Origin of the sequence: Saccharopolyspora gloriosae, from assembly GCF_022828475.1 — a bacterium.
Taxonomy (GTDB): Bacteria; Actinomycetota; Actinomycetes; order Mycobacteriales; family Pseudonocardiaceae; genus Saccharopolyspora_C; species Saccharopolyspora_C gloriosae_A.
In genome coordinates this window covers 4,481,423-4,508,291 of record NZ_CP059557.1, presented here as the reverse complement: position 1 = coordinate 4,508,291, position 26,869 = coordinate 4,481,423, and the positions used below count along the sequence as shown (strand labels likewise).

Genomic DNA, 26,869 nt, shown 5'->3' with positions numbered 1-26,869 from the left:
CGCGGCTCACCGGTCTCGCCCCTTGCCGAATCCGAGCACCTTGCCCTGCACCAGCGTCACCACCGCGATCAGCACCGACAGGATCACCGCTCCCGCGCTGCCGCGACCGAGGTCTTGGCCGCCGGAGCCGAGTGCGGTGTAGTACAGGTACACCAGTGGCGGCCGCCCGTACGGCGGGTAGCCGCGCGCGTCGCCGAGGATGTTGTAGAACTCGTCGAACGCTTGGAACGCGTTGATCAGCAACAGCAGCAGCACGGCGACGCTGGTTCCGCGCAGCTGCGGCAGCGTGATGTACCGGAACACCTGCCAGCCGGGTTTCGCCCCGTCCAGCCAGGCCGCTTCGTAGAGCCGGTCGGGGATGCGTTGCAGCGCGGCGATGAACAGCAGCATGTAGAAGCCGAGCTGCAACCAGAGCCGAGCGGTGATCAGCACGATCCAGTACAGCGGCGGATCGGCGGTGCCCGTCCACGCCACCGGGTCGATGCCGAACGCGCCGAGCACGCTGTTGACCAGCCCGTAGTTCACCCCGGAGAACAGCGAAGTCTTCCAGATCAGCGCGGCCACCACGTAGGAGCAGGCGAACGGCAGGAAGAACACCGACCGGAAGAACGCCTTCGCGAACTTCACCCGGTCCACCGCGAGCGCCAGGGCGAGCGCGGCGACGTAGGTGAGCGGCACGATGCCGACGGCGAACGCGCTGAACGTGACGAGGCTGGACAGGAACGCCTCGTTGGTGAGCATCGCGGTGTAGTTCCCGACGCCGACGAACACCTCGGGCGTGACGGTGTTGCGGGCGTCGAAGAAGCTCAGGTACAGGCTCCAGCCGATCGGCACGTAGGAGAAGATGATCAGCCCGAGCAGCAGCGGACCGACGAACAGCCAGAAGTCGCGGGTGTCGCGACGAGAACGCGTGCTCACCCGTACAGGCGTTTCAGCTCGGTGTCCGAGACGGTCACGACTTGACGGGTCTGCTCAACGGGATCGGCACCTTGGCGGGCGATGCGGAACAACGCGTCGGACAACGCGGAATTCGCTGCCGATGTCCACAATGGACCACCCACGAGATGAGCGTGTTCGCGGGTGAACCGCACGGCGTCGGCGGCGGGACCGGACCGCAGGTTCGCCGCGTGAGCGGTGAGGCTGTCGCGGGCGGGGATGTGGAAGCCGAACCCGGTCGCGAACTCGGTCTGGTGGTCGGTGCGCTCGATCCACAGCCAGCGCAGGAAGTCCTTGGCGGCGGCCACGTTCGCGCTCTTCGCATTGACCATCGCGGCGTACGCGCCGATCGGGACCGACGGGGCGCCTTGCGCGTCGAGGCGCGGGAACGGCAGCACGCCGAAGTCGTCGCCGAGGGCGGCAGCGACCTTCGGGATGTTCCACAACCCGGTCCACTGCATCGCGACGAGCCCGTCGATGAACGCGCTCGGATCGGACCAGTCGGCGGGCGCTCCCAGCAGCAGCCCGCCGCTGTCGTTGAGTTCGGCGAGCTTGCCGAACGCGGTCGCGGCGCGCGGATCGTCGAAGCCGGTGCGGCGCTGATCGGCGCTGAGGTAGTCCAGTCCGGCCGACCACAGCAGCGGCCCGCCGAGCACTCCGACTCCGCCGTCGTTGCCGACGAACAGCCCGTTTCCGGCGGGGGAGTTGAGTCGTTTCGCGGCGTCGATCAGCTCGTCCACCGTCTCGGGCGGACGCACACCGGCCGCCGCGAGCCTGCTCTTGCGGTAGAACAGCACCTGGGTGTCGACGGACTGCGGGATCCCGTAGAGCCTGCCCTCGACGGTCGCGGTCTCCAGCACCTGAGGGGGGAAGTCGGCGCGCACGTCGGCGATCAGATCGTCCAGCGGCACGACCTGCCCCTGCCGCACCCAGTCGACCTTGGCCTGCCCCTCGAACACGTCCGGCACGGCGCTGTTCTGCAACGCGGTGACGATCTTCGAGTCGTAGTCGCCGGGGTTCCACTGCACCGACACCTCGCCACGCGGGTATTCGGCGGCGTAGCGCTGCACGGCCTCGTGCACGCCGTCCTCGCCGTAGGCGTGGTACCACTGCTGCAACGAGCCGGGCGCGGAGCCGCCCCGGCCGGTGTTGGAGCCGCACCCGGCGGCGGTGAGTCCCAGCGCTCCCACTCCGAAAGCGGTCAGCAGGGTCCGCCGGGACATGCCCGGCCCGCCGGCACCACCGGCACTGGAAGTCGATCTGCGCACGACGGCTGACGCTAAGACGCAAGATCGTGCAGGTCAACCACTCCCACACCGTGGTCGCTGGGCACCGCCGCGCCATCGGAGCAGGACACTCGGCCCGATGGTCGCCACCACGTCGAGCGGCGCTCGCCCGACGGTTCGCCCGATGGAGTGGGCATCGAGGAGGCGCGCACCGGGTTCGGTCAGGTGAACGGCCCCTTCGTCCGATCCGATTGGTCAAACGGACCGTTCACTTCACAACTTCAGCGGGTCCGGCCGGGGCTCGGGGGCAACGACTCCGGCCGGACCGCCGGGAGGACGAGCGGCGTGGAAAGGGAAGGTTCCGCTCGTCCTCGACCTCGCCCGTCCGGGCGCGCGCCACGGGGAGGGGGTGGCGCTGCGCCCGGCGGGCTTCGGCCCGTGATCTGTCGGGGGTGATCAGCGGGCCGAGTTCAGGGATCGGTCACGCCGCTTCGATCACGCCGCCGACCATCCGGACGGCGCGCTTTCCGTGCGCGGGTGCGGCTCCCAGCGACAACAGCGCGGCGCACTTCATGCACGGCATGCCTTGCGATTCGACCTCCACTTGGGAGGTCGGGAGCGGCTCGCCGCACCGCGCGAGGTAGATCGCGCCTTCCAGCTCCAGCACCGCCGGGTGCACCACCCGGCGCGATTCGCCGACGACTCCGGCCCGGTACCGCACCGGGACGGGCGTCGGGGTTGATGCGGCTTCTCCGACCAACATCTCGTCTCCTTCACTGCTCGATCTTGGCTCCGGAGTCATAATCGTGGCTCCGGAGCCACGAGAGCAATAACTCTTTCGGGGAGTCCTGGCGATCAAGGCGCTGACTACAATCCGGCTCATGGTCGGAGCCAAGGATCGGAATACCCCGAAAGCGCGGCTGCTGGGTGCCGAACTGCGCGAGATCCGACGGCAAGCGGGTTGGAGCTGCCGGAAGTTGGCGGCCGAGCTCGGGATCGCACAAGGAACCGTCACCCGTTATGAGCGTGGTGATCGAACACCGCCGGTGGCCCATGTTTCCCGCGTTTTGGGTGTCCTCGGCGTGACCGGGCAGGCCTATGAGGAGCTCATCGAATTCGCTGAAACAGCCAGTGAGCCGAACCTAGTTGCGGACAGCAAGTCCGGACTGCACGGGCATCTCATTGAGCTCAGCGAATACGACAGATCGGCCACCGCGATCACCCATGTCGCGCCACTGATCGTGCCGGGTCCGTTCCAGACTCGTGCTTACGTGCAGGAGATCATGGCCTCGGTGCCGGCCGCCGAACGCGATGTGCGCGTGGAGATGCGGATGGCTCGCCGTGAGGCGATTCGGTCCGACCGCCGGTTCAGAGTGATCCTTGCCGAGCGCGTGCTGCGGGAAACGATCGGCAGCCGCGCCGTGATGACCGAGCAGATCCGGCATTTGCGCGACATGGCAAGGAGATCGAACGTCTCGTTGCAGATCATCCCGGCGTGCGAGACGCGATGGACGCTGGCGCACAACGGATCATTCGTGCTGTTCGAGTTCGAGAAGGCCGCACCCACCGTCCACCTCGAACACTTCCGCGGTCCGACCTTCTTGTACGAGAAGGACGATGTGGAGGCATATCGCCACGAGCTTGCGAACCTGGGTGCGATGGCGCTGCCGCCCGGTGAATCTCTGGACCTGATTTCGTCGATAGCAACCGAGACCAAGAGGGAGAACCATGAAGACGTCGCCGAGCAACTGGCGTAAATCGAGTCGGTCCAACCCGAACGACAACTGCGTCGAAGTAGGACGTGCAGGAGCCGGTGCCGCCGTCCGGGACACGAAGGATCGCGGCGCCGGGTACATCACCACCAGCGCTGCGCGGTGGGACGACTTCTTAACCGCCCTCAAAGCGGGTCGCTTCAGCGGCTGACGAAGCCGGTCAGGTGAACGGCCCGTTCGCCCAACCAGATTGGACGAACGGGCCGTTCACCCCGGAAGCTCAGCGGGTCGTGGCCTTCTCCGGGCGGGTGCCGAGGGCTTCGCCTCGGCGGCAGGCGAGGTACCAGCGTTGGCCGCTGTCGAACCAGCGCATGCCCTTGCGGACCGCCGCGACCTGACTCGCCTGGTGCATCCGGTACTGCCACGGCGGCTGGTAGCCGTGCCGTGCCGCCATCGCGTATGCCACGTCGGTGGCGGTGCGGTCCAGATAGCGGTCGGCCCGCTCGAACCAGGACATGCTGGTGCGCCCGGCCGCCTGGAGCGGGCGCAGCGCGGCTCGGCCCTGCTGGTCGAAGTCGCGCAGCGCGGTGTCCAGGTGCTCGTGGTCGTGCAGCTTCTGCGCCAGGATCACCGCGTCCATGATCGCCAGCCGGGTGCCGGAGCCGATGGTGAAGTGCGTGGTGTGCGCGGCGTCGCCGAGCAGCATCACGTTCTCGTACCGCCAGGTCCTGTTGAGCACCTGCGTGAACCGCTGCCACCGCGCGGGCTGGCCGCGCGATTGGCTGATCAGCGAGTGCCCGTCCAGCGGCGCCGCGAAGATCTTCTCCAGCAGTCGCACCGTGTCCTCGTTGTCGCGGGAGTCGAATCCCAGCGCCTTCCAGGTCTGCTCGGTGCACTCCACGATGCAGGTGCTGATGCCCGCGCTGGAAGGGTAGGCGTGGAACCAGATCCAGCCCGCCGAGGTCTGCTCGAACGCGAAGGTGAACCGGTCGAACACCATGTCCGTGCCGAGCCAGATGTACGGGTTGTTCCCGGTCTCCACGCGCGTCCCGAACTCCGCCTCGTGCAGTGAGCGCACCTTGCTGTTCGCACCGTCGGCGCCGATGATCAGGTCGCTGTCGGCGAACTCGGACAGGTCGTCCACGCCGTGCTCGTAGCGGATGTCCACGCCGAGGTCGGTGGCGCGCTCGGAGAGCACGTCCAGCAGCGTGGAGCGGTTCACGCTGAAGCCGTAGCCGCCGAGGAACCCGTAATCGCTGCCGCCCACCACGATCTGCTGCTCCTGCCACAGCGTGGAGGCCGACCGGATCTGCTGCGCGCTCTCCGCGTCGTTGGCGTAGAGGGGGTCCAGCAGGTTGTCCCAGTAGACGACGCCCCACCCGTAGGTGGCGCCGGGCGGATCACGTTCGATGACGGTGATGTCGTGCCCGGCGTCACGCAGCTTCGCGGAGATCGCGAAGTACAGCCCGGCCGGTCCTGCGCCGACACACGTGATCTTCATGAGCACCTCCTGGACGGGGACGGCCGGTGGCCGCCCGGTTGTTGTTCGGTCGCGGTGATCACGTGTGCTCCCGCGTCTCACCGTTGCGCTGCGCGGGGGCGCCGGGGACGAGCTCCGCCGACGGGTGGTGCAGGTGGTACAGGTGCGCGTAACCGTTGTTGCCCTCGAGGAGTTCGGAGTGCGTGCCGAGGCCGGTGACGCGGCCGTGCTCCAGGTAGAGGATCTTGTCGGCGTCGGTGACCGTCAGCAGGTTGTGCGAGATGACGATCGTGGTGCGCCCGGCCATCAACCGGTTCAGCGGACCGAGGATGCGTTGCCCCGCTTCGGCGTCGAGGCTCGCGGTCGGCTCGTCGAGCAGCAGGATCGGCGCGTCCCGGATCATCGCGCGGGCGATGGCGATGCGCTGGCGCTGCCCGCCGGAGAGCAACCGGCCGCGCTGCCCGACCCGGGTTGCGTACCCCTCGGGAAGCGAGTCGATGAAGTCGTGCGCGTCGGCGGCCCTGGCGGCTTCGACGAGTTCCTCGCGATCCGCGTCCGGTTTGCCCGCCAGGATGTTCTCCTCGATGGTGCCGTCGAGCAGCAGCGTCTCCTGCAGCACGATCGCGATCTTCGAACGGAGTTCCTTCGGGTCCAGTTCGCGCAGGTCCGTGTCGTCGAGGCTGATGCTGCCCCGGTCCGGGTCGTAGAACCGCAGCAGCAGCTTCGTCAGCGTCGACTTCCCCGCACCGCTGGCGCCGACGATCGCGACGCGCTCGCCGGGGTCGGCGGTGACGTTCACGTCGTTGAGGACCTCGTCGACGGTGTCCGGGTAGTGGAACCCGACCTGGTCCACCCGCAGTTTGCCGTGCACGCGGTCGAGCGGCTTCGGGTCGTGCGGCGTGGGAACGTGCGGGCGCTGGTTGAACAGTTCCAGGATGCGTTCCGCGCTGGCCGCCGCCCCGAAGACCACATTGGACAGTTGCCCGAGGTTGCTCACCGGTTGGTAGAGCTGCGAGAGGTACACGAGGAACGCGAGCAGCCCGCCTAGGGTGATGCGTCCCGCCGACAGCTCCCAGATGCCGACGCCGACGATGGCCATGATCGCCATGACCTCCAGCAGGTCCACCAGCGGCTCGAACAGACCACCGATGCGGGCCGCCGACAGCTCCGCGGACAAGCTCGACCGGCTCTGCCGGGAGAACCGCCGCACCTCCGCGGACTCGCGCCCGTAGGCCTGGATCAGCGGCGCGTTGCCGAGGCTCTCCTCGGCCACGGTGCTGATGGAACCGGTGCGCCCGGCGACCTCGCGGGACGCGGATTTGATGCGCTGCGCGAAGAACCGCGCGATGAACAGGAACAGCGGCACCACCAGCAGCGCCACGACCGCCAGCCGCCAGTCGAGGTAGAACAGCACCCCGGCGAACAGCACGATCTTGATCAGCGATGCCGCGGTCTGGGTGATGCCGGACAGCACCAGCGCCTCGATCGAGGCCACGTCGGTGGTGAGCCTGCTCAGCGTGTCGCCGAGTCTGCGCCGGTCGAAGAAGTCCACCGACAACGTGTGCAGGTGGGTGAACACCCGGATCCGCAAGCGGTTCAGGAAGTGCTCACCGATCCACACCGTCACGTAGCTCTCGCCGAAGCCGACGACGCCGTTGACGATCGTGATGATGGCGTAGGCCCCCGCCACCCACGGGAACATCGAGAAGTCCCGCGGTGTGAGGACTTCGTCGATGAGGACCTTGAACATCCAAATCGCCGCGGCGTCCAGCAGCGGCGAGACGAGCACCAGCGCGAGGCTCAGCACCATGTACCAGCGGAACGGCCTCGCATCGGGCCAGAAACGCCGGAAGATCTCCCGGACTCCGATCGATGGCGCGGTCTCCACCAATCCCGCCTCTTCGGCGGCCGGTGGATCGAACAACCACCGTATCGGTCCCCGCACGTCGTACCCCCTGTTGCCGACGGGAGTGACGCCCGCACCAGGGAGGTGCGGGCGTCACCCGGACATGAGCCGCGTCGCTACTTCTTGTGGCCCCAGTGGTGGTGGCCCCAGCCCCAGCCGTGGCCCCAGCCGTGGCCCCAGCCCCAGCCGTGGCCCCAGCCCCAGCCCCAGCCGTGCTTGCGGCGGCGGTTGTTCACGTACACGAACACGCTCTTGATGCTGCTCATCGCCATGCACCTTTCCGCATTGCCGATTTCCCCAGAGAAGAACGTCTTCTGTGATGTTCCCCCGGTCGATGCCGCGGAAACTCGATGCCGGGTCACGACCCCGGACTCACCCTGGTTCGCCGAACGCACCTACGGTCAGCAGTCGTGCGGATCGTCTGCCGTCGGCGAAACCGGCACGTTTCCGTACCGGTCGGCGTTGTTGCCGGTGTCTTTTCCGGACCTCTGCGTGCTTCTCCAGTGGTTTCTTCCAGAAGGTGGGTGCCCCCCATTCGGCGAACGACCCGACCTGCCAACGAGTAGACCCCAAACGGCGGGCGCTGCCCAGAGGACTATCGGCCCTGATTTCCAGCTGATCTCCCGAATTCGCGAACCCTCGCCGACTGGACACGCGCTGTCGTCCGAGGAACATGGTCGCCAGGAGGAGGCGCGGATGAACCTTCGGGCGTGGGTGGGCCGGGCGGTCGACGAGATCTCGTGGTGGCAGCGGGATTTCGGTGAGGTGGCGCCGCATCCGGACGCGGTGATCTCCGACGCCGATTTCGCGGCGTCCTTCGAGGAACTGATCGACCGGCTGCGTGACACCTACCCGTTCCACCACCCTCGGTATCTGGGCCAGTTGATCAAACCACCGCATCCGGCGGCGGTGGTCGGCTACTTGGCGACGATGCTGCTGAACCCGAACAACCACGCGCTCGACGGCGGGCCGTCCACCACCGAGCTGGAGCGGGAGGCGGTGCGGTGGCTGGCGGTGATGCTGGGAATGCCGGACGCGCTCGGCCACCTCACCTCCAGCGGCACCGCCGCGAACCTCGAAGGTCTGTTCGTAGCGCGGGAAACGCGTCCCGGCACGGCCATCGCGCACAGCGCGCAGGCGCACTACTCCCACGCCCGCAACTGCCACCTGCTCGGCGTGCGGTCGGTGCCCGTTCCAGTGGACCGGGTGGGCCGGATGGATCTGGGGCGGCTGGAATCCTTGCTGGGCAAGGAGAACATCGGCACGGTCGTGCTCACGGCCGGGACGACGTCGCTGGGAGCGGTCGATCAGGTCGACGAGGTGCTGGAGTTGCGGCGGCGCCACGGATTCCGGATCCACGTCGATGCCGCGTGCGGCGGGTTCTTCGCGCTGATCGCCGACGACTCGCCGGACGGGGTCACCGCCGCGCCGTTCCGGGCCATCGCCGAATGCGACTCGGTGGTGGTGGACCCGCACAAGCACGGCCTGCAGCCCTACGGGTGCGGGGCGGTGCTGTTCGCGGACCCTTCGGTGGCGCGGTTCTACCGGCATGACTCGCCGGCCACCTACTACTCGTCGCAGGAGCCGCACCTGGGGGAGATCTCGCTGGAGTGCTCCCGTTCCGGCGCGGCCGCTGCGGCGCTGTGGCTGACGTTGCGCCTGTTGCCACCCACCCCGGAGGGGCTCGGGCGGGTGCTGCGGGCGGGTCGACGGGCGGCGCTGCGCTGGTCCGAACTGCTGGCCGAGTCGCCGGTGCTGACCGCCTACCAGCGACCGGAACTGGACATCGTCACGGTCCTGCCCGCCGCCGCCGACATGTCCACTGTGGATCAACGCTCGATGCGGATGCTGCACGACGGGATGCGCCAGGAGCGCGGCGTGTACCTGGCCGCGCTCGAAGTCGCGGGCGCGGACCTGCGGGCGCGTGGACATCAGGTTCGACACGACGTGCCGCACGCGCGGATCTTGCGCAGTGTGCTGTTGAAACCGGAGCACGAGCACTGGATCGAGCGGTGCCACGGCGAGATCGAGGACTTGGCGCGGCGAGCCGCCGAATGACCTTGTGCGAGTCGGTTTGTTCCCCGAACCGGCAGGGCATCCGGGGTGGTGCGCTCGCCTGGAAACGGACGGGCGCGGCGCCGTGTCAACGCATCGAAGTCTTCGGGGGTCACTGAATGGCAACTCGCTCGTCCGTCCGCGCCAGGAGAGTCCGGCCGGCCTTCCTGCACACCATGTGGGCCGAGTCCCGCACCATCGCCGACGCTCGCCACCGCTTCGTCCGCGGTGGGCCTCCGGAACGCTCCGGTGGGCAGGAGATCCCGGCTCAACGCTGATCCCGCGACGCGCCCCGGCAGGCCGCCCGACCTGCCGGGGCGCCGTCGTGTCCAGGCGCGGCCGACGCCGACGAGCTCGCCCCCGCAGCAGCCGCACGCTGCTGCTCGGACAACGAACCATGCGGATACACCGACCACTCCCCGCGAGCTGGAATTGGATTTCCAGTCCAACGCCCGGGGACCACTCCACTGGTCAAAGGAGCGTTCATCTCAGGGATGGTGAGGTTCGTGGCGCCAGGTTGAGACCGCTCGGGTGAGGGAGTCGGTCCAGTGGGCGAGGGTGGCTTCGCCGGCTGTGGAGGTCGCGTGCGTGGGGTCGCCGAGGATGCCGTTGGGGCTGACCGCGCGTACGCCGCCGGAGCGGAGGCGGGGCAGGAGTTCCGTGAGCGGTTCGGTGTTGCCTGCCGTGGCCGCGTCCATGGCGACCTCCCCGGGATGCAAGTGGAGCATCGCGGACGTTTCGGTGCGCCCGGCGTGGCTGTCGTCGGCGGGGCCGTCCGGTGACCACAGCAGGACCCGCCTGCCTTCGCAACGCAGCAGTTCGGCCGCCCGGTGCGCGGTGAGCAGGTTTCCGCCGTGCCCGTTGACCAGGACCACGCCCGCGAAGTGGTCGGCGGAACGCACCAGTTCCACCAGCAGCAACCGCAGTGCCTCATGCCCGATCGAGAGGGTGCCGGGGAACCCCGCGTGCTCACCGCTGGCGCCGTACGGCACCGCGGGCGCCACGACCACGCCCTCCACCCGCTGGGCGAGCCGTGCGCAGAGCGCTTCGGCGATGGCGGTGTCGGTGCGCAGCGGCAGGTGCGGACCGTGCTGTTCGGTGGCGCCCAGCGGGATCGCCAGCGTCGGCGCGGCGAGCTCCGGCCAGCGCATCGCCCCCAGCTCATTGCTCATCGTGACGATCCTCCGGTGAACTGCGGCAGCAGCGCGGCCGCCGTGCGGTGTCGCACGCACCCGGCCCACACCCCGCACGAATAGGCGAGGTCGTCGAGCACTCGCAGCACGAACCAGCTCGGGCTCCGGCCCGCCCGAACCGTCTCCAGCGCGCACGGCAGCAACGCGGCGAGCAGCACGAGCCTGCCTCGCCGGGAGATGAGCGCGAGCGGCACCAGCAGCGGCCACCAGGCGCGGCGCACCGCTTCGGCCAGCAACCGACCGGCACCGAGGTGCGCGAGCACGGCCAGCCGCCACGACTCCCCGTCCGGCACGCCGTACGCCCGCAGCCTGCGCGGCAGCGCACCGGCAGCGCGCACGGCGAGCGCGACGGCGGCGATCGGGCGCCCGGCGGCGAGTGCCGCCCAGGACGCGGCGCTCCACCCGGACAGCCGGGCGCAGCTGAGCAGTCCCGGATGCCGCCGGGACAGCGGCGCGGCGGAGCCGCCGTAGTCGAAGCGTTGCCGCAGCCACGCGCGCAACCGGGGGCGCGACCGGTGCCGCACCACCGAGTCCGGCACGTACCGGACGGTCCCGCCGGTGCCGATCAACCGCCACACCAGGTCGACGTCCTCGCCGAACCGCAGCGCCTCGTCGAACCCGCCCGCCTCGTCGAGGGAGTCGCGGCGCAGCACGAGCGCGGCGCTGGGCACATAGCTCACCCGGGTCATCGGCCGCACGGCCGCCGGTTCGCCGCCCAGGTCGAGGCCGCAGCGGTCCGCCTCGTAGGCGGCGAGCGAGCCGTCGGCCGGTGCACCGCGGACGCGAGGTGCCGCCGCCGACACCGCCGGGTCGGTGAACTGGCGCAGCAGCGGCTCCAGCCAGCCGGGTTCCGGCAGCGCGTCGGCGTCGAGGAACGCGACGAGCTCCGTGGCGGCCTGTCGCCACCCGGCGTTGCGCGCGGCGGCTGGGCCGCGCGGAGTCCGGTGCCGCACCGTGGCCGCAGGGACGGGCCGGGCGGAACCGTCGTCCACGACGATCCGGTTCGGCAGGTCCGCGGTGGCGGCCAGCAGCGCGGCGAGCCCGGCCGGATCGTCCTTCACCGGGATCACCAGCGTCACATCGGCCGGTCCGAGCACGGCGGGCGGCGGTTCGGGATGGGCGAGCCCGGCGTCGAGCAGCCGCCGAGCCAGGTTTCCGCCGGAGCGCACCGGTTCCCCCGCGAACCAGCGGCCGACCAGCCGGGCGGCGGTGTGCCCGACGCGCAGCAGCCGCACCGGTGACCCGCCCAGCAGCACCCGGCCGCCGCCGATGCGCCGCAGCGAGGAGTCCGGCACCAGCCGAGTCCCCGCGGGCACCGCGGCGGTCATGCGGTGAAGCCGCCGTCGGCGTGCACGACGGTCCCGGTGATCGCCGAGGAGTCCGGTGAGCACAGGAACGCCACCACTGCCGCGACCTCGTCCGGTTCCAGGATCCGTTCGGTGAGCTGATGTGCCGCGAACTCGTCCACATCGGACAGGTCGTAGAGCGCGGCGCTGGCGTCGAGCATGTCCGTGCGAGTGGAACCGGGCGAAACGGCGGTGGCGCACACCCCGGTGCCGCGCAGGTCGGTCGCCAGGCCGCGGATCAGCCCGACCACGGCGTGCTTCGCGGCGTTGTAGGAGGTCAGGCGCCACAGCCCGGTGTGCGCGGCGGCCGAGGCGAGCGCCACGAACCGTCCCGAACGCGGTTCGGGTCGGCGCAGCAACGCGGGCACGGCGGCCTTGGCCAGGTGGGCGAGGCCGTCCACGCCGACGGAGAACAACGCGTCCCACTCCGCGTCGTCGGCCTCCCAGAACGGCTTTCCGCCCGCCATCAGCGCCGCCGCGCCGACCGCCGCGTCCAGCCCGCCGAACCGCTCCTCGGCCAGCGCGACGGCCGTCCGCAGCGCGTCGAGATCCCGCACATCGGCGGCGAATTCGACCACCGAGCCGGGGAATTCCCCGGCCAGCGCGGAAAGCTGCTCGACAGTGCCCAACGGATAGTCGACGCGAGGATCGTCGGCGCACCGATCCACCGCGACCACCCGCCAGCCGCTCCCGGCCAGCCGCCGCACCACGGCGGCCCCGATGCCGCGAGCGGCTCCGGTGACGATGGCGACTCCGGGCTCGCCCATCTACGGCCGGAACCCGGCGAGAGGGCTGGTGTCGCACGCACGATCCGGAATCGCCTCGGGTTCCGGCGGTCCCCAGCCGATGCCGACCGTCACGGGCTGCTTCTTCCGCGGCGCGGTGCGGTGCGAATGGTCCTTGTCCGGCTTGGGAACGCCCGCGCCGACACCGGCCAGCGCGCGTTCCCCGTTGCCCAGCACGCATTCCGGGTCCGGCCCGTCCAGCGGCAGCCCCGTGAAGAACTTCGCCGCCATGCAGCCGCCCTGGCAGGCGTCGTAAGCCGAGCAGGAGGTGCACGCGCCACCGGTCTGCGGTTCCCGCAGCCGCTCGAACAGCTCCGATTCTCGCCACACCGAACCGAACCCGCCGTCGTCGCGCACGTTGCCCGCGAGGAACTCGGAGTGGATCGCGAACGGGCACGCGTACACGTCGCCGACCGGGTCGATCAAGCACACGACGCGGCCCGCGCCGCACAGGTTCAGGCCGGGAAGCGGGGTGGAACCGAGCGCGTTGAGGTGGAAGAAAGAGTCCCCGGTGAGCACGCCCTCGCCGTGCGCGACGAGCCAGTCGTAGATCTCCCGCTGCTGTTCGGCGGTCGGGTGCAGTTCGTCCCACACGTCCGCGCCGCGCCCCGAGGGGCGGAGCCGGGTGATGCGAAGCTGCGCCCCGTACTCGTCGGCGATCTCCTTGAACCGGTCGAGCTGGCCGACGTTCTCCCTGGTCAACACCACGCTGATCTTGAAGTCGCGGAACCCGGCGTCGCGCAGGTTCGCCATCGCGGTCAGCGCCGTGTCGTAGGAGCCCGAGCCGCGCACCCGATCGTTGACCTCGGCGGTCGCCCCGTCCAACGAGAGCTGCACGTCGACGTAGTCGGTTCGCGCGAGCCAGCGCGCTCGCTCCGGGGTCAGCCGGACTCCGTTGGTGGAGAACTTGACGCCCACCTGGTGGTCGACGGCGTACTCCACGAGCTCCCAGAAGTCGGAGCGCACGGTGGGTTCACCACCGCCGATGTTCACGTAGAACACCTGCATGCGCTGGAACTCGTCGATGACCGCTTTGCACTCGGCCGTGGACAGCTCCCGAGGATCCCGCCGCCCCGAGGCGGACAGGCAGTGCACGCAGGACAGGTTGCAGGCGTAGGTCAGTTCCCAGGTGAGGCAGATCGGGGAGTCCAGACCGTGCTGGAAGTGCTCGACGAGCCGCATGGAGCTTCTCCTTGCGTGTTCGGTCCTTGAACTTGTGCTGCGTGGGGCGCGGGTGGCGGAACCTCAGCGGCCTTCTCGCTGCGGGATCGATTCTTCGAGTGGCTCCGCCACACGCACGATCGCCGTCCTCGCGAGAAGACCACTGAGAACCCGCTGGTGGTCCGGCTGAGTCAGTGGTCGCTGCTCATCGGCTCCGCCGCTGACCGGACGAAAGATCGTTCCGCTGTCCGACCCATGACGAAGATCGTCCCGGCAGGCTTCTCAGTCGCGGAGACGGATGGTGCCCTTGTCGTGCAATCCGGCGAGGGCTTCGAGGTAGCGCGGGTGCTGTTCGGCGGGCACGCCGGTTTCGGTGAGCGCGGAGTGCACGTCCGGTTGGTTCTCGAGTTCGCGGACCACGGCGACGAGCTCGGTCGTCTTGAGGAACGACAGCCGCCGGGTGGTGAAGTCGTAGACGAGCGCGCCGAAACGTTCCGGGCGCAGCGAGACGCCAGGGCTCAGGCGGTGCGGCCGGCCGGGGTCGAAACCGGTCGCCGCGCCGGACTCAGTAGACGCCGCACATGCCATCGATCGACACTTCCTCGACGAGCAGATCGTCTTCGACGCCGTCCACCGGGGCGGTCTCGGCGGGCGCGCTGTGCTGGGACTCGCTCATGGGATGCTTCCTCCCGATCACCTGCTGCGTTGTGATGGCGAGCACACAATAACGACACCGAGTGTCACAATGGAAGAGATCAATGGCCGGACCAGCATCCGTTCACCCGTCCAGAGCAGGAGCGGGGCCTGGGCGACGCCGCACGACGAGCCCCGTCGAACTGGAGCGCGTCGCGTTCGAGCTGTTCGACTCCGACGGCTTCGAGCAGACGACCGTCGAGCGGATCGCCCGCTCCGCCGGAATCGGGCGGCGCACCTTCTTCCGCTACTTCGACTCGAAGAACGACGTCGTCTGGGGCGCCTTCACCGAGCAGCTCGACGTGATGCGCGAGCGGTTCCGCGCCCGCCCGCCCGAGGAACCGCTGATGGACTCGATCCGCGTGGTCGTCGTCGAGTTCAACCGCGTTGAGCCCGCCGAGACCGAACGCCACCGCCGCCGCCTCGAACTCATCCTCCGCGTCCCGGCGTTGCAGGCGCATTCGACGCTGCGCTACGCCGACTGGCGAGCGGTGGTCGCCGACTTCGCCGCCGAGCGCCTGGGCACGTCCGCGAGGGCGCTGGAGCCGCAGACCATCGCCCACGCCGCGCTGGGGGCGGCGCTGGCCGCCTACGACCATTGGCTGGAGCGGCCCGGAGCGGATCTCTGCGCCACCCTCGACAGCGCCCTGCGGCGATTGGCCGCTGGCTTCGCGGCGGACTGAGCTCGACTGCGCGGGGGCCGCTGAGGTTCCGGTGGCCTGCGGGCGGAACGCTTACCGGGCGGGTTCCACGTCCGTGCAGTCGAGCTCTTCGGCTCCCGGCGGTAACTCCGGGGCTCCGGGCGTCGGCTTGTTGTCCACCGTGGAGCCGTGGAAGACGTCGGCGGCCGCCGTGTCCGTGCGCACCGCGCAGAGCCGCACCGGCGAGGTCACCTTGCCCGCGCGCACCGTGGCGCTGCGCCCGCCCTTCGGGCTCGCGGTGGCTTCTTCGAGCGGGCGCCACGTGCCCTGCTCGTCCTCGGTGACGATCCATATCCGGTCCGGCTCGGGGACCTCTCCGGACACCCTGACCAGGAAGTCCCTGGAGAACCGGTAGTCGTCGTCGGGCGTGTCGATCGACACGTCGGAGCTCGAACCGAAGGGGACGACCAGGTAGGCGATGACGGCGATCAGCACGACGGCGCCCCCGGCGATGGCCCCTTGCAGTTTCCAGTTCATCCGGACGCCTCCCGCAGCGGATGTTGCCCTTGTCGATCGTCCTGTCACGACTCGCGCAATCGTACGAAACAGCTCACCGCCGCTGCGAACATCCTGCGGTCGCCACGGTATGCGGTCGGTGGTGCGCCAACCGTAGTTCGTAGGTCGGACGTGCGGGTTCGCGGGCGTACCCGGAATCGTGCACGGTCGATCACGTTCGGTGCAATGGAGCCTTGTGTCGCGGCGGCGGGCCTCAGGCGCTCGGCCAGGAGAGGGTGCGGCGGCTCTCGAAGCGTCGTTGCGCGCCCGTGATCGGATCGGTGAAAACGAGGGCTTTCGCCAGCAGCCGCAACGGATCCGTGAAGTCGTCCGCCGCGCGATCCCGCACTCGCGGGTAGAGGTCGTCGCCGATGATCGGCACGCCCAGCGAAGCCAGGTGCACCCGGAGCTGGTGGGTTCGCCCGGTCTCGGGAAGCAACCGGTAGCGGGCGGCGTCCTCGCGGCGTTCGACGATCTCGACGCGGGTCTCCGCGTTCACCGGCCCCGATACCTCGTGGGCTTGGAGCACGCCGCGTTCCTTGACGATCCTGCTGCGCACCACCGTCGGCAGCGACAGGCTCGGGTCGTGGCGCGCGATCGCCTCGTATTCCTTGTGCACCAAGCGGTTCTGGAACAGCAGCTGGTATTCCCGGCGGGCGGCCTCGTGCACCGTGAACAGCACCAGGCCCGCCGTCATCCGGTCCAGCCGATGCGCGGGGCTGAGCTCCGGCAGTTCCAGGGCGCGGCGCAGCCGGATCAGCGCCGTCTCGGCGACGTGCCCGCCGCGCGGGGTGGTGGCCAGGAAGTGCGGCTTGTCCACGACCAGCAGGTGCTCGTCGCGGTGCAGGACGTCGAGTTCGAACGGCACCGGCGTCTCCGCCGGGAGCTCGCGCTGGATCCACAGGAACGAACCCGGCTCGAACGGGGTGGCAGCGTCGACGAAGGTTCCGTCCAGCCGGGCGACGCGCTGCTCCCGCAGCATCCGGTCGACCTCGCCGGAGGGGATCGGCAACCGGTCGACGAGGTGGTCCCGCATCGTCGCCCACGCCCCGGTGTCCGGTGTCCGCATCCGCGCGGCGTCCAGCCCGTCGCGTTGCGGTAGCGGAGATCGGAGCTTGCGGCGCATCGTCGGCCAGCGTACGAGTCCAGGCGGGAGGGCTCGCGCAGGTGTCCGGGCGGCGGAACCTCAGCTTGCTCGGGTGGCCACTGCTCATCGGCTTCGCCGCTGACCGGACAACGCTCAGATCGCACGGACTCGTGGTGGACGGGAAGGGTTCCGGTGAAGATCGTCCAGCCAGTGGGACGCCTCCTCGAAGTGTTGACCGGGGCAGGGCGCGGGGCAAGAATCGTGGTGTGGATTTCGCGGCGCGGTTCTTCTTCGCTCGCCTGCACGTCGACCTTCGGCGGCACGCGAGCGCGATCTGTGCCCCAGCGCTGCCCTGAGCAGTGCACCTCCGACCGGCCGGCGGTTCTCCGGCCGTTGTTGGTCCGATGTGGACTTTTCTCTCGATCGTCCGGCGGCACCGCCGGAATCGTTTCGTGGCGGAGTGACCGAGCGGCCAGGTAAGGGCCTGCAAAGCCCTGCACACGGGGTTCGAATCCCGTCTCCGCCTCCACTTTCCCTCGTCGGCGAGTCGGCTTTGCCGCATCCGGGCAGTCGGCACGTGGCGTCCCTGGCGGCTCGTCGCCCGCTGAGCCGTTCGGCCGGTTTCACCCGCGTGCAGCGGGAACACGGGAGGCATTGATGACATCGGTTCCGCTCTCGGTCCTCGACCTGGCGCCGGTCCCCTCGGGTGGAACGGCCGCGAGCGCCCTGCGGGACACGGTCGACCTCGCCCAGCACGTCGAGCGGTACGGCTACCGGCGGTTCTGGCTGGCCGAACATCACCTGGTGCCGGGCGTCGCCTCGTCCTCCCCGGCGGTGCTGATCGCCTCGGTGGCGGCCGCGACCCGCCGCATCAGGGTCGGTTCCGGTGCGGTGCTGCTCGGGCAGCGCTCTCCGCTGCAGGTCGCGGAGGACTTCGGCACCATCGCTCAGCTGCACCCGGACCGGATCGATCTCGGACTCGGGCGCTCCGGTCTGGCGAAGTTCGTCGAGCTCGCCAAAGCCGCACTCGAACGGGAACCGTCCGACGAGCCGGTGAGCCCGCCGGAACCCGTGTTCGTCGACGGACTTCCGGTGCCGCGCACCACGCGCGGCGGCCCCCTGTCGCGGGCTCGCGCGCAACGGCTCGAAGCGCACGTCCGGCTGCTCGGCGGAACAGCGCAACCGGAGTACGACGAGCAGGTGCGCGAGGTGCTCGCATTCCTCGAGGGAACGTTCCGCGACGCCGACGGGCAGGAGGCGCACGCGCTCACCGCGGAAGACGCGCTGCTGCAGGTGTGGGTGCTCGGGGCCAGCGCCGGACCCAGTGCCCGCGCGGCGGGGCGGCTCGGGTTGCCGTTCGTGTCGAACTACCACGTCACGCCGAGCACGGTGCTCGAATCGGCCGCGTCCTACCGCGAGTCCTTCGAGCCCTCCGCGCGGCTGGACCGGCCGTACCTCGTGGTCTCCGCGGACGTGCTGGTCGCCGACGACGACGCCACCGCGCAGGAACTCGCCAAGCCGTTCGCCGGCTGGGTGCACGACATCCGCTACGGAGATGGCGCCCAGCCCTACCTGACCCCGGCCGAAGCGGACCGGCGCACCTGGACCGACCCCGAGCGCGCCGTCGTCGCCGACCGGCTGCAGACCCGCATCGTCGGCTCCCCGGAGACCGTGGTGGAACGGCTCGACGTGCTGCGCCGAGTCACCGGGGCCGACGAGCTGCTGATCACGACGATCACCCACGACCACCAGGACCGCCTCCGCTCGTTCGAGCTGCTGGCGAAGGCGTGGGCCGACCACCCGGCAGGGGAGCGCTGACGGTGCGGCTCGACGTGCTGAGCCTCGGCAGCACCGAACCGGACCCGGTGACCGGGACCCGCCGGGGCACCGCGGAACACGTCGACGACACGCTGCAGATCGGCCCGGACCACTTCGGATTCGGCGAGCACCACGCCGGGCGCACCGTGGCGAGCTCGCCGCCGGTGGTGCTGTCCGCGATCACCGCGCGCACCACCCGGACGGTCCGGTGCGGAGCGCGTATGCGTGCTGGTGGGTCGCTGCGACGGCTCGCCGTCCCGGGATGCGCCCCTGCACACCCCGAGTCGAAGGACCCGCCGACGCGATGACCCGCGAACTGATCTACAACGCGTTCCTGCACCTGACGCCCAACCACCACAGCCACGGCTACTGGCGCACACCCGAGGGGCAGGTGCAGTACGGCTACACGAAGCTGGAGCCCTACGTTGATGTCGTGCGGACTCTGGAGCGGGGGCGGTTCGACGCGTTGTTCGTCGCGGACGTCTCCGGCGTCTACGACCTCGAGTTCGGCGACGGCACCGCGACCGTCCGGGCCGGCTCGCAGTTCCCCGAACCCGACCCGGTCACGATCGTGTCGGCGCTGGGCCTGGTCACCGAGCACCTCGGTATCGCGGTCACCAGCAACATCGTGCAGAGCCACCCGTTCTCGTTCGCCCGCCAACTGTCCTCATTGGACCACTTCACCGACGGCCGGGTCGCGTGGAACATCGTCACGTCCTATCTCACCAACGGGTTCCAGAACTTCGGCTACGACCGGATCGTCTCGCACGACGAGCGTTACCGGTGGGCACAGGAATACGCCGACGTCACCTACAAGCTGTGGCAGAAGTCCTGGGAGGACGGTGCGGTCCTGCACGACGCCGCGACCAACCGGTTCTTCGCCCCCGAACGGATCCACCGCATCGACCACAACGGCGAGCGGTACAAGGTGGCCGGGCCGCACCTCGTCGAGCCCTCGCCGCAGCGGGTCCCGGTGCTGTTCCAGGCCGGGAATTCGGGCGCGGGCCGGGAATTCGCGGTCCGCAACGCCGAGGTGACCTTCCTGCCGTCGAACACCCCCGAGGCCGCGGCCCGCGACATCGCGGTGCTCGACGAGCTCGCCGTGTCCCAGGGCCGGGACCCGAAGTCGCTCAAGAAGATCGTCCAGCTGTCCACGGTGATCGGGTCGACCGAGCAGGAGGCTCGCCGCAAGCAGCAGTACCTGCGCGACAATGCCGACTACGCCGCCCTGCGCGCCTTCCTCAGCGGCGGCAGCGGAATCGATCTGTCCGACATCGACCCGGACACCACCCTCGACGAGCTGCGTGACCGCGTCGAGCTGGGTGATCACGTCCGTTCGATGCTGCGTGCGGCCGCGGACGCCGACTACGGGGACGGCTCGCCGGTGACCTTCGGCGACTTCCTCGTGTCGAAAGCCCTGCTGCCGGGCCGGTTCGCCGGCACGCCGGAGCAGATCGCCGACGAGGTGCAGCGCTGGGCCGACGCCGGGGTGGACGGGTTCAACGTCGTCCCGATCACCACGCTGGGCTGGTGGGACGAGTGGGTCGACCACGTGGTGCCGGTCCTGCAGCGGCGCGGGCTGGCCCAGCGCGAGTACTACCCCGGCACGCTGCGCGAGAAGCTGTTCCGCCGCGGTGACACGATCGACCCGACCCACCGCGCGCACGCCGTGACCCTCGGATGACCTCGCACGCGGCAGCAAGCCGGTGGTGACGGAGACGGCTCACCTGGACGCGGTGCCGCTGCTGGAGGCGCTGACCCGGCTACGCCGAGTCCGCGGCGGTGAACGCGTGACCGGGGCGCGCGACGTCGAAGCCGCGGTGGCCGCCGCCCGAGCAGCGGCCCGGCGTGTTCGGCCGCGTCCGCGAGGCCGGAGGAGACATGGTCGATCAGGTAGGGGAGCGCGAGCACTCCTGGCTCGCGCAGCGCGGGCCGGGTGGCCGTCCACCGGCGGATGACCGCCGTCGCGCACGTCGCACCGCCTCAGCGCGCCGCCCTGTCTCAGCGAACGCCGCCCGCCAACAGGCTCAGGATGCCGTCCTTGATCGGCGGCCGGGAGGCGGCCACCAGGGTGAACGTTGCCTCCCGCACCAATCGCTGCCCGTGCGCGCCGAGGAGCAGCGCGGAACTTCCGGCCGCGGTGACGACGGCACCGGCCGCGCGCAACGCCAGATCGGCGGCCGCGGCTCGGTCGGGTGAGATGTCCGCGCCCTCGTCGAAGGCCTTGTCCAGCCGGTTCCGCACCGCGTCCCGTTCAGCTTCGACCTGGTCGGCGACCTCGCGTCGTCCGGCTTCGGCGATGAGCCGCGCGCACCGCCCGGCCAATCCCAGCGGCAGGGAGCCGTTGAGCCGGGAACTACCGGCTTGGGCGGCGATCACCGCCGCGTGCGGAACCTCGCCGAGTATCCGGTCGGCCGGGAGGAAGTAGCCGTCGAACCACAGCCGCACCGTCGAGGTTCCCTGCGCCGCAACGAGATCGAGCGGTTCGACGCGGATCCCGGTATCCGGCCGTGCTTCGACGAGTCCGTTGACGACGAGGTCGCCGTGCCGCGCCGACAGCTGCAACACGTCGACCAGGCCCCAGCCGCTGACGAACGGCGCCTCACCGTCGAGGCGGTAGCCGCCGTCGACCGGCACCGCGTGCAATCGCGGCGGCTGCGGGATGGCCCCGGCGAACGACACTCCGCCGCGCAACGTGCCGCGCACCGCGTCGGCGAGGTGGCGCTCCCGCAGTTCGACGCGGTCGGTGGTGGCGAGCCCGCGCACCACGCCGTGGTGCTGAGCCCAGACGAACGCGGTGGTCAGGCAGCCCCCGGCGAGCGCTTCGAAGATCCGAGCGTTCTCGTGGATCGTCAACCCCTGGCCGCCGTGCTCCTCCGGCGCCGCCAGCGCGTAGAAACCCTCCTGCGCCAACAGGTCGAAGTGGCTGCGCGGCACCGTGCCGCCGGCATCGACCGCGGACGCCGCGGGGAACAGCACCTCGTCGGCAAGGGTCTGCGCGCGCTCAATGGTGACCACGTCGCGAGGCTACCCGCGGCGGATGGCGGCGAAAGGTCGTTTCACCCGGAAAGCCCGCCGAGAACCAGCACCTCCACGGTCCGCTGCTCAGCCGCACCCGGATCGATCTCGGGGTCGGGCGTTCTGGTCTGGCGAAGTTCGTCGAGCTCGCCAAGGCCGCACCGGAACGGGACCGACGAGCCGGTGAGTCCGCCGAAGCCTGTGCTCGTCGTTTCCGTTGCCGCGCACCACGCGCGGTGCGGGCTCGCGCGCAACGGCTCGTTCGAGCCGCCGGCGAAGGCGTGGGCCGGCCACCGTCGTGACGCCCGACGATGCGGGTGTGGTGGATGGTGCCGGAGCGACCCCGCCGCGGGTCGTCGCTTGACTATGACCTGAGGGCACGGTTTTTCATTACCGGAGAAACTCGACGGTCGGGGATCACCCCCGTCCGGGCATGGGAAGGGGATCCGGTGGCGTGGAGCACGCGTCAACTGGCTGAGCTCGCAGGCACGACGCTGAAAACCGTCCGGCACTACCACCGGATCGGCCTGCTGGACGAGCCGGAACGGTCGTCGAACGGTTACAAGAAGTACGGGGTCCGGCATCTGATCCGGCTGCTGCGGATCCGCCGGCTCGTCGACCTGGGCGTGCCGCTGTCCGACATCGCGGCGGTGGAGGAATCGGGCGAGCACGCGGAGCAGACGCTGCGCACCCTTGATGCGGAGCTCGCGGCGAGCATCCGGCGCCAGCAGCAGATGCGGGAGGAACTGGCGGTGATCCTCGAGCACCGGGCGGCGGCCGATGTTCCCGCCGGGTTCGACGCGTTCGCCGGGGAGATGACCGACGCCGACCGGTCCTTCCTGCTGATCTGCTCACGGGTCTTCGGGCCGACGCAGATGGCCTCGTTGCAGAAGTTGCACGCGGTTCCGCGCACGGAGGCCGACGCCGAATTCGACGCCCTGCCCGTGGACGCGAGCGAGGACACCCGGCAGCGACTGGCCGAAAGCTTCGCGCCGGACATCCTCCAGCACTACGAGGAACATCCGTCGTTGGAGAACGCCCAGGTGGCTGCTCCAGGGGGAGAAGCCGTCGCGATGTCGGTCGTCGGTCAAGGACTCGTCGAGCTGTACAACACCGCCCAGCTCGACGTGCTGCAACGCGTGCACGCACTTCTTGAACGCGGGCGTTCGGACCGATTAGCGCAGGACGGCTAGCTCCGGTGCGCGGCGGCTTCGGCGAGGCCGGGCAGCACGTGGTCGATCAGGTAGGGAAGCGCCAGGACACCGGGTTCGCGCAGCGCGGGCCAGTCCGGGCCGTCGACCGGCAGGTAGCCGCCGTCCCGCACGGCGCGGAGGTTGCGGAAGACCGGTGCCGATTCGAGTTCCGGGCGCAGCGCCGGATTCGGGTAGGCGGTGATGAGCACGTCGGTGTCGACCTGAGCCAGGTTCTCCGCGCTGACCTGCGCGGAGAACCCCTTTCCCGGAAGGCTCGCCGCGGCCGGTGACAGGCTCAGGCCGAACTCGGTGAGCGTGCGGACCGTGACGTCCCGCGAAGATCGGATCACGCCGAGCCCGCCCGGACCGTGCGCGAGGGTGACCGCGAACTCGGCGCCCGCCAGCTGCGGATGTGCCGCCGATTCGGTGCGGATGCGGTCCTCGGTGCCGGTGACGAGCCGGTCGGCCTCGGCGGCCTTGCCCAGCGCCCGCCCGACCTGCCGGGTCGTGACCTGCCACGGCTCCTCGTCGGGCGCGTGCTCGAACGCGGTGGTCGGTGCGAGGCGGGACAGCTCGGGATACTCGCGGTCGATGTAGTAGTCGCTGCCCGCGAGGATCAGATCCGGGTGCAGTTCGGCGATGGCCTCGGTGGAGTAGCCGCCGTCGGTGGGCCGCAACGTCACCGGATGCCAGTCGGGACGCTGCGCCCACGGCGGGATCTCCGCCGACAACGGCAGACCGACCCCGACCGGCCGCACGCCCAGGGCGAGCGCCGCGTCGAGATCGGCGGGGCCGAGCGCGACGACCCGCGCCGGGTGCGGCGGTGCGAAGGCGGTGCCGAGCCGGTGCGGCACCGGCACGCTCGCCGCCTCCGGCGGAGCCGGTGCCGTGGAGCATCCGGCGAGCAGGCCGACCAGCAGGGTGATCAGCGCGACCTTCTTCGCCGCGATCAGGGCCGGTGCACGCTCGATGATGACCACGCCGCGAGGCTACCCGCGGCCGATCACGGTGCCGTTTCAAGTCCGCCGAGGTCCACCGCCGTTGTGTTGCCGAACTCGTCACGCCGCAGCACCGGGATCGGCCCACTGACCCGGTCACCGGAGTCCGCGTCCAGCATGAACTGTCCGCTGACGCCGGGAACGGAGTCCCTAGGGTGACTGAGCAGGAACAGGTTGGCCTTCACGCCACCTGTGGTGGGCACGATTGGCTTGCCCTTCACGGACCTCTTCGCCGCCTCGGTCGCTGTGAGCGTGGCGTCGTGGCCCATCACGCTCCAGTTCGATTCGCGGACTTTCTCGAAATTCTCGTGCAAGGCGGCGGCGAACCGGTGGTACCGATCTTTGTGCACGTTGCGATCGTCGGTCAACGCCGCGCGATCGGACACCGACGCGTAGAGAACCGAAACCGGGGAACGGCCCGCCTCCGACTTGTGCGGTAGGTCGGTCGATTCGGAACCAGTCACCACGGTGATCGGTTGGTCGCCGGGACAGCCGATCCTGCTGACTTCCTCGATGAAGGTGGGCAGCAAGTTGCTGCGTCCCGCGTACAGCACTGTTCTCGGAGCGTTCGGCCCGCACAATCGATTGGCGATGTACCCGAATTGGGTGTCGAGGCCGAACGCTGTCGGCCCACCACTGTAGGGCGCGGATGAACTCCCAGCGTTGTCCAGAATATCGTCGAACTCGTCCTTGAAGTTGGATCGAAGATCCTCGGTGTAGTAGTCATAGGGATTCTCGTCGTGGACGAGAAGCGCTGTGGACGGCTTGTCGGGCTGTTCGTCGAGGTGTGCGGCGATGGCGGACAGTTCCTGGTCCAGACTCGGTGACACGCGGGCCAGACCTTTGATGGCCGGGCCGTTCTCGGTGTAGGTGCTGTTGAACCTGTCGGCGCTGAGATAACCGACCATGGGGACACCGGCCGCTGACAACTTGCGGGCGCCTCGCTCCGTCTCGGGCGCGCTGAGCCCGAGCCCGGTGACGGCGACCAGGTTCTCCGATGTGTCGCCACCCGGCACATCGACCATGTCGAGCAGCTGATCGGTGACCTGTTCCCAAGCATGTTCGTTGCGGCCTTCGTTGGCGAGTGCCAAACGGACCTTCAAGCCGGGTCCACCTTGATTCTGCGCCAACTGTGCGATGTGGGCACCCTGCAGGTAGTCGCGAATCTGCTCGATGGACAGGCTGTCGCCCGGGTTGGCGGTCATCGGCATCAAGATCGCCACGGTCACGGACTGGGGAGTTCTTTCGGCTTCCTCGTTCGCTCGCAGAATCTTCTCCGAGACGTCTTCCAGTTTGGTGTCGTAAGCGTACGAACCGTCCGTCACTCCAACGCACTCGCCCTGGTCGCTGCTCCACACGTTGGTATCGCACCGGTACACGACATCAACGACCACAACGACGCCGAGTGCGAGGGCGAGCACGGTTCCCACTGCCAGCGAGACCCGTAAGAGCCATCGCGGGCGGGGTGGCGTTTCGAAACTCACGCTTTTCCTTTCGTCCGGCGTCAATCCGTCAGTTCGGACCACCTGCGGTACTTCTCGGATTCGGCTCGCAACGTCGCCAGCCCGCTGCCGGAGTGCGGCGCGATCTCGTCGTAGCAGGCGGCGATCTCCAGGTAGAGCGAGTGCCGCCTGCCATCGCCCAGCGGGTCCGCGTCGAGCCACAGCGCGGTGATCAGCCGGGCCACCGGGGCGAGCGGAAGGTGGCCGGGAGGGGTCCAGTCGGTCAGTGAACGCACCAGGTCCAGCTGGGTGCCGTCGTGGTCCAGCCGGTTCGGTGCTTTGGTGATCGCGGTGAGCGTGTCCAGCCAAACCGTCAAGTCGGTGTTGCCCAGCATTCCCGCGATCCGGCGGGCCACGAACTCGACCTCGCCGGTGGCGAGCGCGTGGTAGAGCTCGCCGACTTCGTCGCGGTGGTAGAGCTCGCCCACTTCGTCGCCGTGGTCGCGGTGTTCCTCGCTCAGCCAGGTGTGCACCGCGTCCCATGCGGCGGGGTCCTCCGGTGCGCGGGCGGCGAGCTCGCGCAGCAGCATCCTGCGCAGCACCGGTGGCAGCACGTTGTCCACGCCGTTCTTGTCGGGGATCCACAGTTCGGGGGCGAACACCGACCGCCCGCCGTGCGCGACGGCGAGCCCGCTGCGCGCCATGAGCCGTTCCGCCGAGTCCTGGGTTCGCGCGGCCGAGCAGGTGATGAGGTCGTTGACGGCCTCATCGGGAGTGCCGGTGAGGAACCGCGCCGCGGGGCCGGGCAAGGCGATCGACGGATCCGCTTGCGCCGCCCCGATTTCCGCCGGGTGCAGCAGGTCGCCCAGGTCGATCGGATCGGCCGAGTGCGCCTGGACGGCGGCGAGAACGTGGTGGGTGGCTCCCGGATTCCCCTGTGTGAAGCGGAAAACGGTGTCGCTGACGCGCCGCTTCTGGTTCCCCGCGTAGCGGCCGAGTTCGTCGACCATGTTGGCGACCTCGTCCGGCGTTAGGTCGCGCAACCGGACCGGATACCACGGTCTTTGGCCGTGTTCGACGTAATCCGTGTAGTAGGGCTCCTCGCGGGACAGGTCGAATTCGTCGATCTCGCGCATGGGAACGGATTCCCCGGACGCGATGACCGCTCCGGAGCGCTTTCCCCGGCTGGTGGCCACCAAGGTCAGTGGATCGGAGCCGTCCGGAACGTGCGCGGCGTACTGCCTGCGGGCCTGAACCAGCCCGTCCAGCAGCATCTTGGCCGCCGGCGAGTCGACGTTGTCCAGCAGCACCAAGCAGTTCAGCGGACGGCGAGCACCGCGGTGGCCGCGACCGAAGTTCTCGCGCAGGTCGGCGAGGAACGCCGCCCACAGCAGTTCGCCCGCTTCGCTCGCGCTGTCTGCGCTGCCGTGTTCCCGCGCCCGCCGGTTCAGCTCGACGAGCACGTCGAGCGGGTCCCGTGTCAGCCCGCGATCCTGGTGTCCGAACCAGTCCTGGCCCTCCGCGAGCAGCACTCTGCGACCACGCCGCCAGGACATGATTCCGCGTCGGAGCAGGTCGGGAACGTGATGTCCGGAGGCCGTCCGGTGATCCGCCACCGGATCCG

At 69.7% G+C, this 26,869-nt stretch carries 26 protein-coding genes and 1 tRNA gene; 9 read left to right on the top strand and 18 right to left on the bottom strand.

All coding sequences use genetic code 11. The features are described 5' to 3' along the window. Window positions 1–6: 6 nt before the first annotated feature. From H2Q94_RS19480 to H2Q94_RS19470, 3 genes are all read right to left on the bottom strand, one after another. A complete protein-coding gene (locus H2Q94_RS19480) occupies window positions 7–918 on the bottom strand; it encodes a carbohydrate ABC transporter permease (RefSeq protein ID WP_243788637.1) in 912 nt (303 codons plus the stop codon). Next, window positions 915–2,159, bottom strand: a complete 1,245-nt coding sequence (locus H2Q94_RS19475; RefSeq protein ID WP_243795798.1) for an ABC transporter substrate-binding protein — start codon at window positions 2,157–2,159, stop codon at window positions 915–917. The genes H2Q94_RS19480 and H2Q94_RS19475 overlap by 4 nt, the downstream gene beginning before the upstream one ends. Window positions 2,160–2,643: 484 nt before the next feature. Continuing rightward, window positions 2,644–2,925 carry a hypothetical protein gene (locus H2Q94_RS19470; protein WP_243788636.1) on the bottom strand — a complete coding sequence of 94 codons (282 nt, stop codon included), beginning with the start codon at window positions 2,923–2,925 and terminating at the stop codon, window positions 2,644–2,646. Between the two features lie 118 nt (window positions 2,926–3,043). Here H2Q94_RS19470 and H2Q94_RS19465 point away from each other — a divergent pair, with 118 nt between their 5' ends. After that, window positions 3,044–3,919: a helix-turn-helix domain-containing protein gene (locus H2Q94_RS19465; protein WP_243788635.1), complete on the top strand. Its 876-nt coding sequence runs from the start codon at window positions 3,044–3,046 to the stop codon at window positions 3,917–3,919. After that, the gene (locus tag H2Q94_RS19460; RefSeq protein WP_243788634.1) at window positions 3,891–4,085 is read left to right on the top strand and encodes a DUF397 domain-containing protein; all 195 of its coding nucleotides are present in this window, start codon (window positions 3,891–3,893) and stop codon (window positions 4,083–4,085) included. The genes H2Q94_RS19465 and H2Q94_RS19460 overlap by 29 nt, the downstream gene beginning before the upstream one ends. Before the next feature lie 69 nt (window positions 4,086–4,154). On the opposite strand, the gene H2Q94_RS19455 is transcribed toward H2Q94_RS19460, so the two are convergent. From H2Q94_RS19455 to H2Q94_RS19445, 3 genes are all read right to left on the bottom strand, one after another. Then, window positions 4,155–5,375, bottom strand: coding sequence for an FAD-dependent monooxygenase (locus H2Q94_RS19455; RefSeq protein WP_243788633.1), 1,221 nt, complete (start codon window positions 5,373–5,375; stop codon window positions 4,155–4,157). A gap of 58 nt (window positions 5,376–5,433) precedes the next feature. After that, window positions 5,434–7,278, bottom strand: a complete 1,845-nt coding sequence (locus H2Q94_RS19450) for an ABC transporter ATP-binding protein (RefSeq protein WP_243788632.1) — start codon at window positions 7,276–7,278, stop codon at window positions 5,434–5,436. A gap of 98 nt (window positions 7,279–7,376) precedes the next feature. Next, on the bottom strand, window positions 7,377–7,526 hold the full coding sequence (locus tag H2Q94_RS19445) for a hypothetical protein (RefSeq protein ID WP_243788631.1): 150 nt from the start codon (window positions 7,524–7,526) through the stop codon (window positions 7,377–7,379). A gap of 430 nt (window positions 7,527–7,956) precedes the next feature. Between H2Q94_RS19445 and H2Q94_RS19440 the strand changes: the two genes are divergently transcribed. Then, window positions 7,957–9,318: a pyridoxal phosphate-dependent decarboxylase family protein gene (locus H2Q94_RS19440; RefSeq protein ID WP_243788630.1), complete on the top strand. Its 1,362-nt coding sequence runs from the start codon at window positions 7,957–7,959 to the stop codon at window positions 9,316–9,318. A 485-nt stretch (window positions 9,319–9,803) separates the two neighbouring features. Here H2Q94_RS19440 and mftE read toward each other — a convergent pair whose 3' ends face one another. The 6 genes from mftE to mftA form a co-directional block, all read right to left on the bottom strand. Next, window positions 9,804–10,487, bottom strand: a complete 684-nt coding sequence (gene mftE, locus H2Q94_RS19435; RefSeq protein WP_243788629.1) for a mycofactocin biosynthesis peptidyl-dipeptidase MftE — start codon at window positions 10,485–10,487, stop codon at window positions 9,804–9,806. Then, window positions 10,484–11,836 carry a mycofactocin biosynthesis glycosyltransferase MftF gene (gene mftF / locus H2Q94_RS19430; protein WP_243788628.1) on the bottom strand — a complete coding sequence of 451 codons (1,353 nt, stop codon included), beginning with the start codon at window positions 11,834–11,836 and terminating at the stop codon, window positions 10,484–10,486. The genes mftE and mftF overlap by 4 nt, the downstream gene beginning before the upstream one ends. Then, window positions 11,833–12,621 (bottom strand): mycofactocin-coupled SDR family oxidoreductase, encoded by a 789-nt coding sequence (locus H2Q94_RS19425; RefSeq protein WP_243788627.1) that lies wholly within the window; start codon window positions 12,619–12,621, stop codon window positions 11,833–11,835. The genes mftF and H2Q94_RS19425 overlap by 4 nt, the downstream gene beginning before the upstream one ends. Further along, window positions 12,622–13,821, bottom strand: coding sequence for a mycofactocin radical SAM maturase (gene mftC, locus H2Q94_RS19420; protein ID WP_243788626.1), 1,200 nt, complete (start codon window positions 13,819–13,821; stop codon window positions 12,622–12,624). Between the two features lie 261 nt (window positions 13,822–14,082). Continuing rightward, complete coding sequence (gene mftB, locus H2Q94_RS19415) at window positions 14,083–14,388, bottom strand: mycofactocin biosynthesis chaperone MftB (RefSeq protein WP_243788625.1); 306 nt, start codon at window positions 14,386–14,388, stop codon at window positions 14,083–14,085. Next, the gene (gene mftA / locus H2Q94_RS19410; protein ID WP_243788624.1) at window positions 14,366–14,476 is read right to left on the bottom strand and encodes a mycofactocin precursor MftA; all 111 of its coding nucleotides are present in this window, start codon (window positions 14,474–14,476) and stop codon (window positions 14,366–14,368) included. The genes mftB and mftA overlap by 23 nt, the downstream gene beginning before the upstream one ends. Window positions 14,477–14,558: 82 nt before the next feature. Between mftA and mftR the strand changes: the two genes are divergently transcribed. Then, complete coding sequence (gene mftR, locus H2Q94_RS19405; RefSeq protein WP_243788623.1) at window positions 14,559–15,176, top strand: mycofactocin system transcriptional regulator; 618 nt, start codon at window positions 14,559–14,561, stop codon at window positions 15,174–15,176. A 51-nt stretch (window positions 15,177–15,227) separates the two neighbouring features. Here the strand turns inward: mftR and H2Q94_RS19400 are convergent, their stop codons facing one another. Further along, a complete protein-coding gene (locus H2Q94_RS19400; RefSeq protein ID WP_243788622.1) occupies window positions 15,228–15,671 on the bottom strand; it encodes a hypothetical protein in 444 nt (147 codons plus the stop codon). Window positions 15,672–15,903: 232 nt separating this feature from the next. Further along, window positions 15,904–16,815, bottom strand: a complete 912-nt coding sequence (locus H2Q94_RS19395; protein ID WP_243788621.1) for a pseudouridine synthase — start codon at window positions 16,813–16,815, stop codon at window positions 15,904–15,906. A gap of 415 nt (window positions 16,816–17,230) precedes the next feature. Here H2Q94_RS19395 and H2Q94_RS19390 point away from each other — a divergent pair. From H2Q94_RS19390 to H2Q94_RS19375, 4 genes are all read left to right on the top strand, one after another. Further along, a tRNA-Cys gene (locus H2Q94_RS19390) sits at window positions 17,231–17,305 on the top strand. Between the two features lie 128 nt (window positions 17,306–17,433). Continuing rightward, window positions 17,434–18,594 (top strand): LLM class flavin-dependent oxidoreductase, encoded by a 1,161-nt coding sequence (locus H2Q94_RS19385; RefSeq protein WP_243788620.1) that lies wholly within the window; start codon window positions 17,434–17,436, stop codon window positions 18,592–18,594. 2 nt (window positions 18,595–18,596) lie between these two features. Continuing rightward, a complete protein-coding gene (locus tag H2Q94_RS19380) occupies window positions 18,597–18,902 on the top strand; it encodes an LLM class flavin-dependent oxidoreductase (protein ID WP_243788619.1) in 306 nt (101 codons plus the stop codon). Then, window positions 18,899–20,278, top strand: a complete 1,380-nt coding sequence (locus H2Q94_RS19375; RefSeq protein ID WP_243788618.1) for an NtaA/DmoA family FMN-dependent monooxygenase — start codon at window positions 18,899–18,901, stop codon at window positions 20,276–20,278. The genes H2Q94_RS19380 and H2Q94_RS19375 overlap by 4 nt, the downstream gene beginning before the upstream one ends. Before the next feature lie 317 nt (window positions 20,279–20,595). On the opposite strand, the gene H2Q94_RS19370 is transcribed toward H2Q94_RS19375, so the two are convergent. Then, entirely contained in the window at window positions 20,596–21,612 is a 1,017-nt protein-coding gene (locus H2Q94_RS19370) for an acyl-CoA dehydrogenase family protein (protein WP_243788617.1), read from the bottom strand. Window positions 21,613–22,061: 449 nt separating this feature from the next. Here H2Q94_RS19370 and H2Q94_RS19365 point away from each other — a divergent pair, with 449 nt between their 5' ends. Beyond that, on the top strand, window positions 22,062–22,805 hold the full coding sequence (locus H2Q94_RS19365) for a helix-turn-helix domain-containing protein (protein WP_243788616.1): 744 nt from the start codon (window positions 22,062–22,064) through the stop codon (window positions 22,803–22,805). Here H2Q94_RS19365 and H2Q94_RS19360 read toward each other — a convergent pair. From H2Q94_RS19360 to H2Q94_RS19350, 3 genes are read right to left on the bottom strand one after another with little or no spacing between them, the layout of a single operon-like run. After that, window positions 22,802–23,785 (bottom strand): iron-siderophore ABC transporter substrate-binding protein, encoded by a 984-nt coding sequence (locus tag H2Q94_RS19360; RefSeq protein WP_243788615.1) that lies wholly within the window; start codon window positions 23,783–23,785, stop codon window positions 22,802–22,804. The two genes, H2Q94_RS19365 and H2Q94_RS19360, sit on opposite strands and share 4 nt — an antisense overlap. A 23-nt stretch (window positions 23,786–23,808) precedes the next feature. Continuing rightward, window positions 23,809–25,287, bottom strand: coding sequence for an ABC transporter substrate-binding protein (locus H2Q94_RS19355; RefSeq protein WP_243788614.1), 1,479 nt, complete (start codon window positions 25,285–25,287; stop codon window positions 23,809–23,811). Window positions 25,288–25,307: 20 nt separating this feature from the next. Beyond that, a complete protein-coding gene (locus tag H2Q94_RS19350) occupies window positions 25,308–26,801 on the bottom strand; it encodes a hypothetical protein (protein WP_243788613.1) in 1,494 nt (497 codons plus the stop codon). Between the last annotated feature and the right edge of the window lie 68 nt (window positions 26,802–26,869).